The sequence below is a fragment of the Embleya scabrispora genome, from assembly GCF_002024165.1.
Classification (GTDB): domain Bacteria; phylum Actinomycetota; class Actinomycetes; order Streptomycetales; family Streptomycetaceae; genus Embleya; species Embleya scabrispora_A.
Window position 1 is genome coordinate 3,149,861 of record NZ_MWQN01000001.1, and the last position, 12,614, is coordinate 3,162,474.

At 72.0% G+C, this 12,614-nt stretch carries 12 protein-coding genes; 3 read left to right on the forward strand and 9 right to left on the reverse strand.

Features of this window, described 5'->3' with window-relative positions:
- The first annotated feature begins 63 nt into the window (after window positions 1–63).
- Complete coding sequence (locus tag B4N89_RS13960) at window positions 64–729, forward strand: DedA family protein (RefSeq protein ID WP_078976160.1); 666 nt, start codon at window positions 64–66, stop codon at window positions 727–729.
- 519 nt (window positions 730–1,248) lie between these two features.
- On the opposite strand, the gene pyrE is transcribed toward B4N89_RS13960, so the two are convergent.
- From pyrE to murJ, 3 genes are all read right to left on the reverse strand, one after another.
- Window positions 1,249–1,788: an orotate phosphoribosyltransferase gene (gene pyrE, locus B4N89_RS13965; RefSeq protein ID WP_078976161.1), complete on the reverse strand. Its 540-nt coding sequence runs from the start codon at window positions 1,786–1,788 to the stop codon at window positions 1,249–1,251.
- Between the two features lie 37 nt (window positions 1,789–1,825).
- Window positions 1,826–2,572 carry a hypothetical protein gene (locus tag B4N89_RS13970; RefSeq protein ID WP_078976162.1) on the reverse strand — a complete coding sequence of 249 codons (747 nt, stop codon included), beginning with the start codon at window positions 2,570–2,572 and terminating at the stop codon, window positions 1,826–1,828.
- Between the two features lie 89 nt (window positions 2,573–2,661).
- Window positions 2,662–4,521: a murein biosynthesis integral membrane protein MurJ gene (murJ, locus tag B4N89_RS13975; protein ID WP_235618610.1), complete on the reverse strand. Its 1,860-nt coding sequence runs from the start codon at window positions 4,519–4,521 to the stop codon at window positions 2,662–2,664.
- Window positions 4,522–4,659: 138 nt separating this feature from the next.
- Between murJ and B4N89_RS13980 the strand changes: the two genes are divergently transcribed.
- Window positions 4,660–5,853, forward strand: coding sequence for a lipid II:glycine glycyltransferase FemX (locus tag B4N89_RS13980; protein WP_078976163.1), 1,194 nt, complete (start codon window positions 4,660–4,662; stop codon window positions 5,851–5,853).
- Between the two features lie 41 nt (window positions 5,854–5,894).
- On the opposite strand, the gene B4N89_RS13985 is transcribed toward B4N89_RS13980, so the two are convergent.
- Together B4N89_RS13985 and B4N89_RS13990 are read right to left on the reverse strand one after the other, a co-directional pair.
- Window positions 5,895–7,469: a polyamine aminopropyltransferase gene (locus B4N89_RS13985; protein WP_201260840.1), complete on the reverse strand. Its 1,575-nt coding sequence runs from the start codon at window positions 7,467–7,469 to the stop codon at window positions 5,895–5,897.
- 124 nt (window positions 7,470–7,593) lie between these two features.
- Window positions 7,594–8,100 carry a DUF2617 family protein gene (locus B4N89_RS13990; protein ID WP_078976165.1) on the reverse strand — a complete coding sequence of 169 codons (507 nt, stop codon included), beginning with the start codon at window positions 8,098–8,100 and terminating at the stop codon, window positions 7,594–7,596.
- A 231-nt stretch (window positions 8,101–8,331) separates the two neighbouring features.
- Between B4N89_RS13990 and B4N89_RS13995 the strand changes: the two genes are divergently transcribed.
- Window positions 8,332–9,492 (forward strand): pyridoxal phosphate-dependent aminotransferase, encoded by a 1,161-nt coding sequence (locus tag B4N89_RS13995; RefSeq protein WP_078976166.1) that lies wholly within the window; start codon window positions 8,332–8,334, stop codon window positions 9,490–9,492.
- 77 nt (window positions 9,493–9,569) lie between these two features.
- Here B4N89_RS13995 and B4N89_RS14000 read toward each other — a convergent pair whose 3' ends face one another.
- The 4 genes from B4N89_RS14000 to B4N89_RS14015 form a co-directional block, all read right to left on the reverse strand.
- Window positions 9,570–9,920 (reverse strand): hypothetical protein, encoded by a 351-nt coding sequence (locus tag B4N89_RS14000; RefSeq protein ID WP_078976167.1) that lies wholly within the window; start codon window positions 9,918–9,920, stop codon window positions 9,570–9,572.
- Window positions 9,917–10,402, reverse strand: coding sequence for a prevent-host-death family protein (locus tag B4N89_RS14005; protein WP_078976168.1), 486 nt, complete (start codon window positions 10,400–10,402; stop codon window positions 9,917–9,919). Before B4N89_RS14005 ends, B4N89_RS14000 begins: the two co-directional genes overlap by 4 nt.
- Before the next feature lie 148 nt (window positions 10,403–10,550).
- Window positions 10,551–11,042: a YbjN domain-containing protein gene (locus tag B4N89_RS14010; protein ID WP_078976169.1), complete on the reverse strand. Its 492-nt coding sequence runs from the start codon at window positions 11,040–11,042 to the stop codon at window positions 10,551–10,553.
- 73 nt (window positions 11,043–11,115) lie between these two features.
- Window positions 11,116–12,210, reverse strand: coding sequence for an RNA ligase (ATP) (locus tag B4N89_RS14015; RefSeq protein WP_078976170.1), 1,095 nt, complete (start codon window positions 12,208–12,210; stop codon window positions 11,116–11,118).
- Window positions 12,211–12,614: the final 404 nt, after the last annotated feature.

The window sequence follows — 12,614 nt, forward strand, 5'->3', positions numbered from 1 at the left end:
TGATGCGTGCCCCGGAGCGGGGACGGGTGACCACCCGGGCCGCACGCGCACTACCCTCACAAGGTGGAATTCCAAGCTGTCAACGTCCTCGACGCGACGTCCCTCATCTCGACGTTCGGACTCATCGGCATCCTCGCGATCATCTTCGCCGAGACGGGTCTGCTGGTCGGGTTCTTCTTCCCCGGCGACTCGATGCTGTTCCTGGCCGGCGTCGCCGCGTCCTCGTCGGCGGAGGAGATCGTCGGCACCTCCATCTCGCTGCCCTGGCTGCTCCTCGGGGCACCGGTGTGTGCGATCGCCGGTGCCCAGTTCGGCCACTTCCTGGGGGCCCGCTACGGCACGAAGATGTTCAGCAAACCGGACTCGAAGCTGTTCAAGGCCGAGTACGTGACCAAGGCCGAGCAGTACTTCGAGAAGTTCGGCCCGGCCAAGGCGGTGCTGCTCGCCCGGTTCATCCCGATCGTCCGCACCTTCCTGAACCCGGTCGCCGGGGTGCTGGAGATGCCCGCCCGGACGTTCTTCCTCTGGAACGTCATCGGCGGCCTGGTGTGGACCGACGGCATCATCCTGCTCGGCTACAAGCTCGGCGACACGATCGGCAGCAGCATCGACAAATATCTTTTGCCGGGCGTTTTCGTCATCGTGCTCATCTCGGTACTGCCGATCATCATCGAGGTGGTGCGCAGCAAGCGGGAGGCGAAGCGCGAAGCGGCTTCCTCGGGTAACTGAACACATACGCTCCGAAGCGGCGGTGCGCATTGGCGCACCGCCGCTTTTTGTCGTCCCGGAGGATGTTCCGGGCACGACACCGGTAATCGACCGGAATGAAATGCGCGGCCGTACAACCTTTCCGCTTCGTCGTGCGTCGGGCCGCCGAAGGGTCGGCGCAATGCAAAACACCCCGCCCCCGGACGGGGACCGGGAGCGGGGTGGACTCGGAGGGTGCCGACGACGAAGGTGGCCGCCGGGTCGGACGGGGAACCGACCCGGCGGTCCGAGGGGAAAGGGCAGAGGTGTTCAACGCCCCGATCGGCGCAGGACGACTCGGCCGCGAGAGCGCGGCGAGCGCGTGCAGGACGGCATACACGACGAATTCATACTTCCCCCCGGGAAGTCCGGTCGGCGGATGCGCCGACGTCGGAACTGGTTCGACAATATCCGAGACGGCGAAAAAAGCAATGGCCGTCCCGTGAATGCGCAAGGCATCACACGGGACGGCCGACGGCGGAATGCGCGGGCGGGGGGCCGCTAATTCAGTTCGAGGTCTTCCAGGTGGTAGGCGACCCGATACTCGAGGCCGGCCTTTTCCACGGTGGGCGCGGCGCCGCGCTCGACGATCACCGCGACCGCGACGACCTCGGCGCCGGCCTCGCGCAGCGCCTCGACGGCGGTCAGCACCGAGCCGCCCGTGGTGGAGGTGTCCTCGACCGCGAGCACCCGGCGGCCCCGCACGTCCGGGCCCTCGATCCGGCGCTGCAGGCCGTGCGCCTTGCCGGCCTTGCGCACCACGAACGCGTCCAGTCGGCGGCCCCGCGCGGCGGCGGCGTGCAGCATCGCCCCGGCGACCGGGTCGGCGCCCAGGGTCAGCCCGCCGACCGCGTCGAAGTCCAGGTCGGCGGTGAGGTCGAGCATGACCTTGCCGACCAGCGGCGCGGCTTCGCCGTCCAGGGTGATCCGGCGCAGGTCGACGTAGTAGTCCGCCTCCCGACCGGAGGACAGGACGACCCGGCCGTGCACGACGGCCTTGGTCTTGATCTGTTCGAGCAGCGCATCACGGTCGGAGGTCATGGCACGGGAGCCTATCGCCGCGACCCGCCCGGCCCGTTCAGGCTCGGCCGACGCGCTCGCGGCGGGCCCTCACCCGGACCAGGCGCCAGAGCACGACCGCGCCCAGCGCCGGGACCAGTACCCGGATCGCCCGGCGCGCGGCTCGGCCGCTGCCGTGTCCGACCTCGGACCACAGGTCCGCCTCGGAGCCGGTCTCGGCCGGTCGCGGCGGCACGGGCCGGGTGCGCGGCGGCGGCGTCGAGAACGGCTCGGCGAGCGGCCGGACCGGCTCGAACGGCGTGTCGGCCGCCGGCTCGGGCGCGAGTTCGTCGGCCAGCGCGGCGGCGAACAGGTCGGCCGCGCGGGCGAAGGCGACCTGTCGCGCGGTCTCGACAGGGCCGAACTCGCCCGGCTCGGCGGCGAACACGATCCGGGTCTCGCCGGCGTGTTCCGCGTCGTCGTCCTCGGCCGCGGCGAGGTCGTACAGCCGCACCGTGAACTCGGCGTCGAGGCGGGCGGCCGGCGTCCCCTCGCCCCCGGCCGCGCCCGGCTCCTCGACCCCGACCACGGTCGCGATCAGCGCCAACGGCTCGGCCGCGGCGGCGAGCCGCAGCAGGCCGCGGAAGGCGACGGTGTCGGCGCCGACCCGCACCCGCCAGCGGCCGGTCAGCGCGACGCCCTCGGCACCGCCGCGGGCCGGCTCCTCGGGCACCAGGCCCGGAATGCACCGCCCCAGGCGTTCGGCGTCGTGGAAGGTCTCCCAGACAGATCGGACCGGGATCGGCACGACGACTTCGTACTGCATCCGTTCTCCCCCGTTCGTTGGCGGCGGGCCGCCGTCCGGCGACGTGCCCGCGCACCGACCCGGACGGTCGGTGTGTACCGCCCACCCCATCACACCCGCCGGTGCCGCCCGGTCGGTGCGTCGGGGTCGATCACCCTCGGCATCGCGTCCGGGTCCGGGGCCGACCGCGCCGGCTCCTCGGGCAACCACAACCGGCGGGCCCTCGGGTAGGCGACCGGCGCCACGATCACCGCGAACAGCACGACCGCGCCGGCCAGCGCGACCGCGGCCCCCAGCGGCCCGGAGCCGAGCGTATGCGCACACCAGCGGGCCAGGAGCCAGGAGCCGCCCGCGGCGCCCGCGGAGACCAGGGCCAGACCCAGGTGGGTGCGCGCCACCCGGACCGTGTCCAGACCGCGCAGCCGCCGGCGCAGCACCCGGGCGAGCCACACCAGGCCGATCACCTGCGCGACGCTGTATCCGGCGGCCATACCGGTGACCGCCCACTCGGCGGGCAGCGTCCAGTAGGCGATCAGCGAGAACAGCGCGCCGGCCAGGGTCATCGCCACGGTGGCCCGAAACGGCGTGCGGGCGTCCTGTACCGCGTACAGGCCGCGCTGGATCAGGTATTGCCCCGAGTAGGCGATCAGCCCCGGCGCGAACGCGGTCAACATCAGGCCCATCGACCGGGTGTCCGCCTCGGTGGTGATGCCGTGCTGGAAGACCACCGCGGTCACCTGCGGGCCGAGGGCCAGGAACAGGAACGACACCGGCACGATCACCAGCGCGTTCAGCCGCAGGCCCCGGGAGACCAACGCGCGGACCGTGGCGGGGTGTCCGTCGGCCGCCGCACGACTGATCCGGGGCATCAGCATGGTCGCGATCGACACGGTGACCACGCCGTGCGGGACGATCCAGAGCAACTGCGCGTTGGCGTAGGCGGTGTAGCCCACGCCGTGGCCGAGCCCGGACTTCACCGCCTTGTCGGACACCTCGACCGCGAGCCGGGTCACCAGCCAGTAGCCCAGTTGCGAGACACCGACCATGGCGACCGCCCAGCCGGCCATCCGCAGCGGCGCGCCCAGGCCGTGGCCGCGCCAGTCGAAGCGGGGCCGAAAGCGCACCCCCGCCGCGCGCAGGTACGGCACCAGGGTCAGCGCCTGGACGACGATGCCGAGCGTGGTGCCCAGGCCGAGGAGGCGGACCTGCGCCGGGGTGATGCCCTGCGCGTCCCGCACGTCGTGCGCGACCAGCAGGAAGGACCCGAAGACCGCGATCACCACGACGTTGTTCAGGATCGGTGTCCAGGCCATCGGACCGAACCGGCCGCGTGCGTTGAGCACTTCGCCGACCAGCGCGAACATGCCGTAGAAGAGGATCTGCGGCAGGCACATCCGGGCCAGCGCGACGGTCAGCGTGCGCTGGGCGCCGTCGTAGTCGGCGTAGGCGGACACGATCGCGGGCGCCGCGAGCACGCCGGCGAGGGTGAGCACGAGCAGCAGGCAGCCCACCGCGGTGAGGAGCCGGTCGGTGTACCCGGCCCCGCCGTCGGCGTCGCGCCGGGCCGCGCGCACCAGTTGCGGCACCAGGACCGAGTTGAGCGCGCCGCCGACGAGCAGGATGTAGAGGATGTTGGGCACCGTGTTCGCCACGTTGTAGCCGTCGGCGAACAGGCCGGTGCCCAGCGCCGCGACCACGGTGGCGCTGCGGGCGAACCCGGTCAGCCGGGAGACCGCGGAGCCGAGCGCCAGGTTCGCGCCGCCGCGCAGCAGCGATCGGCCGCCGGGTTCTTCGGTTTTGCCCCCTTCGCGCCGACCCGGTGCCCGCTCGACCGAGCGCGCGGGCCCGTGCGCGGGCGCCTCGGAAGCGGGCGGGCGATCCTCCGCGCGAGCGTGCCGGCCCTCCGATCGGCCCGAGACGACATGGCTCACAAACGTCTCCAATTCGGCCGCGTTCGGGGTTTCGGACATGCTCCCCCGTTGTCTGAGTGCCTGGGAGGCCACTTCCGTTGCATCCGAATTTCTCGGTGACGAAACCATTCGCCCACGGGCTCTAAGGGTTTGCGGGGCATCCCCACCCGCATTCCTCCGTCCCCTAGGAGACGTCCCGTGGTCACGCTGCTTCCGGCGCCGCCCGCCCGACCGTCCGTTCCCGCCGCGCCCGCCGGCTCCGTCGCGCCCGCCGGGCCGGCCGACCGGGCGTTGCGGGTCGCCCCGCTGACCGAGGACGCGCACCTCGCGCACCTCGACGAGCGCGGCGACGCGGGGTTCCTGCAGTACCCGTCGTGGGCCGTGGTCAAGGAGGCCTGGCGCAGCGAGGGCATCGGCTGGTTCGACGCGAACGGCGCCGTGGTCGGCACGGCCCTGGTGCTGTACCGCAAGATGCCCAAGGTGCCGTACTGGTTCGCGTACCTCCCCGAGGGTCCGGTGATCGACTGGGCCGACCCGAACCCGCAGCGCTGGCTGGCGCCGCTGATCGAACACATGCGCGCCAGGCACGTGTTCACCGTGCGGATGGGGCCGCCGCTCGCCCACCGGCGCTGGCAGGCGCAGACCGTCAAGGACGCGGTGCGGCACGGGCTCAAGCACCTGGATCGGGTCACCCCGGACGAGATCGTCCCGCTGGGCGCGACGGTCGCCCTGCGGCTGGGCGACCTGGGGTGGCGGACCTCGGGCGACGGCGCGGACGCGCAGCCCCGCTACACCTTCGAGCTGCCGTTCGAGGGGCGGGCCTTGGACCAGGTCAAGGCGGGCTTCAACCAGGAGTGGAAGCGCGCGATCGCCAAGGCGGGCAAGGCGGGCGTGGACATCGCCGTGGGCGGCTACGAGGACCTGCCCGCGTTCTTCGATCTGCTCCAGGTGACCGAGCGCCGCAACGGGTTCCGGCTGGGCCGCGAACTCCCGTACTACCAGCGGCAGTACCGGGCGCTGAACACCGAGGCGGCAGGTCGGATGAAGCTGTACCTGGCCCGGTTCGAGGACCGGCTCCTGGCCGCGCACACGCTGATCACCGCGGGCGAGCGGGTCTGGTACCAGACCGGCGCCTCCACGGACCACGGCCGAGGGGTGCGGCCCAGTCACGCGCTCCAGTGGCGAATGATCCAGGATGTGCACGAGCACGGCATACCGGTCTACGACATGCGCGGGGTCAGTCCGGTGATCGACCCCGACGACCGGCTGTTCGGGGTGCTGCGCTGGAAGCTCGGTACGAACGGGCGCGTGGTGGAGAACCTGGGCGAGTGGGAGTACCCGGTGCAGCCCGCGCTGCACAAGGCGTTCCGCGCCTACATGTCGATCCGCTGAGCGGGTGGGCCACTCGCGGGCCGGGTACTCGCGGGGCCGGGCTACTCGCGGGCGTAGTCGGCGATGCGCGGGTTGTTCAAGGTGGACGGCGGCATCTCCACCCGCGCCTCGTGTGGCGGGAACAGGCTCGCGGGGGCGAGGCGGTCGGCGGCGAGGAACGGTACGACCGCCGGATCCGGCGCGTCGTCGGCCGGCCGCAGCACGGCCCCGGGCGCGAGCACGAGCGCGGCGAGCAGGAAGCCCCGATCGGCCGGGCCCACGGTGATCCGGTAGGGCAGCGTGCGCAGGCCGGCGGCGCGCAGGCCCGCCTCGGCGCACCAGAACGCCCGGGGATGCGCGTCGGGCGCGGGCGCGCGCACCACGATCCGGCCCGCCGGGCGCAGCACGGTGCGGGTCAAGCCGTAGAACTCCTGCGTGTACAGGCGCGCGGCGGCGCCGACGGCGGGCCCGGGCAGATCCGCGACCACCACGTCGAAGCGCTCGGCGGTGGCCCGTACCCACGCGAAGGCGTCCGCGCCGACCACCCGCACCCGGGGGTCGGCGAACGCGTCGCCGGCGAGGGCGCGCAGGGCCGGATCGGTGCGGGCGGACGCGGTCTCGCCGACGTGCGCGACCACGACCACGACGTCGCGCACCGCCGCGTAGCGCAGCACCTCGCGCAGGGCCAGACCGTCGCCCCCGCCGAGCACGAGCACCCGTTCGTGCCGGCCGGCCATCGCCGGGTGCACCAGCGCCTGGGCGCTCTCGCTCGCCCCCGCGGCCGCCACCCGGCGCTCGCCGGCCACGTACATCTCGGGGCCGGCGGCGGTGTGGGTGACCACCACGTCCCCTTGGGCGGACACCACGTCGCCGTCGTAGAGGGCGTCGCGCGCGGCCCGTTCGAAGGCGGGCGTGTACAGCCAGGTACCGGCGAGCAGGGCGAGCACGGCGCCCACCGCGGCGTACATGCCCACCCGTAGGCGCCCCGGCAGGTCGGCCCGGAACAGCCACAACACCACGAGCGTGCCGGCGATCGCGTTGACCATGCCCGCGAGCACCACGGTGCGCAGCTGGCCCAGGTGCGGCAGCAGCAGGAACGGAAAGAGCAGGCCGCCCACCAGCGCGCCCACGTAGTCGGCGGCGAACAGGTCGGCCACCGCGCTGCCCGCCTCCTGCGGCCGGATCCGCTGGACGAGCGTCATCAGCAGCGGGATCTCGGCGCCGATCAGCAGCCCGAGCACGGCCGCGACGGCGATCATCGGCCAGCGGTAGACGTCGTACCAGGCGAACCCGGCGAACAACACGGTCGCGCACATCCCGCCGCACGCGGCGAGCAGGATCTCGGCGGCCAGGAACGCCGGTGCCGCGCGGCGCACGAACGGCTTGGCGACGAGCGCGCCGACGCCCATCGCGAAGACCATCACCGACAGCACGATCGAGGTCTCCACCACCGGATCGCCGCCCAGCGTGCCGCCGAGCGCGGCCAGCGCGAGTTCGTAGACCAGGCCGCAGGCCGCGCAGACGAGGACGGCGAGCAGGACCACGAATCGCGCGGGCCCGGGGGCGATCGCGGTGGAGGGGGATCGGGCGGCCGACGCGCGCACGATCGTGGCGGCGCGCGGCGCTGGGGAGTTCACCCCGAGCACGCTAGGCGCGGAGCGCGCGGGGGTCGCCGAACGCGCCGACGGTTCACCCGATCCGACTACGCGGGGCGGGTGGGCACGCCGGGCCCGCGCCCGCCGGGCCCGCGCCCTTCCGGCCTCACGTCGCGCGGCTCCGGGTGCTCACGATCCGGCATTCCTGCGGGTACGTGTGCCACGTGGACCAGACCGCGCCCGCCCCGCAGCGCTCCACCACCATGGCGGTGACCGCGTACGGCAGCCCGGGATACTCGCCGATCAGGCCGTATCGGTGCCCGGTGGCCAGCGCGACGATCTCCCGCACCCGGGCCGTGAACGCGGTGTCGTCGAGTTGCCGGGTCAGCGCGGTGAACTCGTACTCCCACCGGCCGAGCCGGGTCGCCGCCCGGGCGGGCAGCGGGGTGGCCGCGCCCGGCACGCACGCGACCGTCTCGGACACCGGCTCGCCCCCGCCCGGCTCGGAAGCGATCAGCACCTGGTGCGAGGCGCCGAGCAGGCGCAGGTCCAGCTTCAGTCCTCCGAGGTCGACGTCGCGCGCGGCCAGCGCGGGAAGTGGCGGCAGGCCCAGGCACCAGCCGAGGGCGTCCGCGCGGGTGTCGGTGTACGGGGTGGTGAGTGTGGCGTGCATTTCTCGCGCTCATCTGTCCGGGCAACGGGGAACACCCTCGGGAGGCTCCCGGGGCGACAATCTGCTGCAAACCAGGGGACATGACTCACCGTAGGTGCCCGAAGGCGCACCGTCGTCACCCACGAAGGTGAAAGCCATTCACACGAACGAGTGAAGGGCGCCCTGTGAGCAACGGGGTGTCGCAGGCGAGGATGGGCCCGCAGAGCCGAACCTCGCGAAGGAGCCGTACGGATGAACCGACCCCTGTTGGCCAGACACCTGGACGGCCTCGGCACGACGATCTTCGCCGAGATGTCCGCCCTCGCGCGCACCACCGGCGCGATCAACCTCGGCCAGGGTTTCCCCGACACCGACGGGCCGACGGAGGTGATCGAGGCGGCGGTCGCGGCGATGCGCGACGGGGCGAACCAGTACCCGCCGGGCGACGGCATCCCGGATCTGCGGCTGGCCGTGGCGGAGCACCGGCAGCGCTTCTACGACCAGACCTTCGACCCGGACGGCGAGGTGCTGATCACCACCGGCGCCACCGAGGCGATCGCCGCCGCGCTGCTCGCACTGCTGGAGCCGGGCGACGAGGTGATCGCGCTCGAACCGTTCTACGACTCGTACGCGGCCTGCATCGCGATGGCCGGCGCCCGCCGGGTGGGCGTCACCCTGCGCCCCCCGCACTTCCGTCCGGACCTCGACGAGCTGCGCGCGGCGGTCACCGAGCGCACCCGGGTGATCATGCTCAACACCCCGCACAACCCGACCGGCACGGTGCTCACCCGCGCCGAGCTGGAGGCGATCGCCGCCGTCGCGATCGAGCACGACCTGATCGTGGTCACCGACGAGGTGTACGAACACCTGGTCTACACCGGCGAGCACATCCCGATCTCGACCCTGCCGGGCATGCGCGAGCGCACCGTCACCATCTCCTCGGCGGGCAAGACGTTCTCGTTCACCGGCTGGAAGATCGGCTGGGTGTGCGCGCCGAGGGAGCTGATCGCGGCGGTGCGCACGACCAAGCAGTTCCTGACCTACACCTCGGGCGCCCCGTTCCAGCCGGCGATCGCACACGCGCTGCGCCTGCCGGACACGTACTTCGACGGGCTGCGCGAGGACCTGCGGCACAAGCGCGACCTGCTCGGCGGCGGACTGCGGGCGGCCGGACTGACCGTGTACGAGCCGCAGGGCACCTACTTCACCACCACCGACATCACCCCGCTCGGCTACGCCGACGGCCTCGACTTCTGCCGCAGGCTGCCCGAACTGCGCGGCGTGGTCGCGATCCCCGAGGTGGTCTTCTTCGACAACGAGGAGGTCGGCCGCCCCCTGGTCCGCTTCGCCTTCTGCAAACGCGTCGAGGTCCTGGAGGAGGCCGTGAGCCGTCTCAAGCGACTCGAGCCTTGACCTACGCCTGAACCTCCCACGCACCGACAGGACACCGTGGGCTCCGGCCGGTCCGACGCATGTCGGTCAACCGGGGCTCACTCGGTGTCCTTCGGATGCCGAGGCGAGGCGTACACGAGGATCACCGTGGATGTCTCCGGGCTGACCAGGTAGCGAACCCGGCCACCGCTGGTGATCTCGTACTCCCACTGCTCCAGCTCGGAGCCCTTCCACTCTTTGGTGGCGTGCCGGCCCCGGAGCTGGTGTTGGCGGTCCCAGTTCGATCGAGACTGTGGGTCGGTGCGTAGCGTGTCCAGGCAACGATGCGCGTTCGACAACACGGCTCTGCACAGTTCCTCCCAACCCGTCGCCGCCTCCGTCGTCCCAAAGACGACGTTCCAACCGCTGAGCGGAGGAACACTGACCCGATCCCCCTTCTTGGGACTCACGCACGCACCTCGACGGGGCCGAAGTCATCACCGTCCAGCGGGCGCAGCGACTCCCGAAGCTGCTCAGGGTCGGCATTGATGCGGGCGGTGGCGCGCCAGGAAACTATCGCGCGATGGACGGCCTGCCCCGCCCCCAGCTCGGCGGCGTCGGACAACGCCTCGACGAGCTCGACGGTGAACGCTCGAACCTCCTCCCGATCCAGATGCCTTACCCAGGGGAACACCTCGGGGAGCGCGAGCAGGAGCGATTTGGCACCGTCGTCGTGCTTCATCAGGGCAAGGAAGAGCCGGGAGGCGGTGGTCAGATTCTCCTCGTCGTGCTCTGCCTGCGCGGCTGTGGTGAGCACCATGTCCGGGGCATCCCGATGCGTCACGCGCAGGCGTCCCAGGGCGGCGGCTCTGGCCGCGACGCCCTTGGGGTTGCGGGAAAGATCGGTGAAGGAGACGGATTCCGACTCTGCGCCGAGATGCGTGGTGCTCATACCCGGATTGTACTCAGATCCTGTTCTGATTACCTCGGGAAAGCCCGGGCCGGTCGGGCGATGGTCGGGCCTGCCCGGATGGTGGGGCGCGGGATGGGGCGGTTGCGTGTGGGGGTCGGGTGCCGTCCCCCACACGCGCGGGTTCCGCCTATGCCTCGCCGTCGGTCGCCGGCTTGTCTTCGGGGCCGTACTGCTCGGTGATCCAGTTCGCGAACGAGATGCACGTGCTGATCCACGCGCGCGTGGTGAACACGAACAGCTCGCGGTTGATCCCCGGCTCGCAGTCGAGCTGGGCCTCGCCGATCAGCCGCAGCTGCTCCTCGTGCTCGTGCGTGTAGACCTTGGGCCAGAAGAACTGGCGGTGCCACTCGTCCAGCAGTTCCAGCATCCGCGGCCGGTCGGCCGGGTCGAACGCACGGTCCAGGAACATCCGGACCGTGAAGATCTCCTGCTTGTCTCCGCGCAGCATGAAGTAGACGCGGAAGCCGTCCCAGGGCGCACAGATGTCGCCCTCCTCGTCGGTGAAATGGTTCACCTGGAGTTCGTCGAGGACCTGGTTGATCAGGTCCGCCGACGGCTTGACGACCGGCGCGGCCGGAACGAAGGTCGACCTCGGAAGCGAGGACGGGTCGATGCTCATGAAGGATCCTCTCCAGACGTATCGACGCCATCCTCTCTCATTCGGCCCAGAGCGGTGGGCCCCGAGGGCACGCTCATTCGTACTCGGTGCCGCCCTTGCGCATCAGGTACGACGCGGAGACGATCTTGCCGATCGCGCGCCCCCCGACCACGGCGCTGTACCGCTCGCGCGCCGGGCGCACCACCAGGCCCTCGCGCAGGTGCGCGGCGGTGCCCGAGACGGTTTCCCGGCCCTCGGCCAGGGCCAGCAATTCGGCCTCGTCGTAGGGCCCGGTGTAGAGGGTCGGCACCACCGGCGGCGCGGTCGCGAGGTCGGCGAGCAGGTCGGCCAACTCCTCGGCGTCGACGTGTCGTACCGCGCCGCTGTCGTCCGCGAGCGCGATGTCGAACACCGCGTAGCCGGGCAGCTCGGACCGCCCCTGCGCGCCGTAGCCCAGGTCCTGCACGCCCTGCCCGAACACCTCGCCGAACACACCCACCCGGGCCACCCCGAACCGCGCGGCCAGCTCCGCGGCGACCTCGGGCAACCGGTGCGCGAGCACGCTGCGCCAGTAGAGGTTGTGCTCGTCCCGGACCAGCGCCTGCGACCGGGCGCCGAAGCCCTTGGAGGAGACGAAGCTCTCGCCGGTGCGGGTGAGGTAGGTGTAGAGGCAGGCCGTGCCGTGGATCTTCTCGGTGGCCACCACCGGCTCGCCGGCCGTGAAGAGGTCCGGGTAGCGCCGGATGTTCTCCATGTCGACCCACGGCAGCAGATCGGGCGCGGCCACGATGTCGCCGCTCATGTGCACGGGGATGGGCGGCACCCACTTGACGATGCCGAGCAGCTCGGCGAAGTCCTTGCCGTCGGCGAGCGCGGCGTCGAGGTCGAGGCCGAGCTCGGTCAGCGCGGCGGGCCGACAGACGATGCCCTGCGACAACTCGCCGCGCAGCCGAATGGCCCGCACCCGGTTCCTGGCCGAGCCGGCGAGCTTCCCGGTGAGCCCGAGTTCCTCGATCAGGCCGGCCGGCAACACCGCCTGCTCCGGGATGTAGAGCGCCACGTCGCCGGTGACGTAGACCCCCTTGGCGACGACGGCCCGGTACAACCCGACCTGGGCCAACTCCAACGCATCGGCATTCGGATGCGAATGCACCACCAACCGCTCGACCGTGACCCTGAGCCCGGACATGGCTGCCCCCTTCCCCGTGACCGCCACTGAGGCGGCCGCTTCCCCGTCGGCCCCACGGTCCCAAGGGGCTGGGGGAGGTCGCCAACGAATTACGGGCGGGGTGGGTGGGGTGGCGGCGTAGGTGGGGTGGTCGGGGCTGGCGGCCGTGGCTGAGGGTTCTGGCGAGACGGGTGCATTGCTCACCGAAAACCGGCTGGCAGCGGGGGCGGGGAGGGCGGTCCGGTCGGGTTCTCCGGAGAGCCTTCCCGGGTGGGTCGAGTGCTTCCGGCGGGCGTCGCGCCTTTGGTCACGGGTGGCCGGTGCGGGGCTTGTCCGAGTCGGAGATGGGCCGCCGCCGGCGTTCGGGGCTCCAAGGCTCCGGGCTCCCGACGAGGCGAGCACGTCGGTCGGCGAAAACCGGCTGG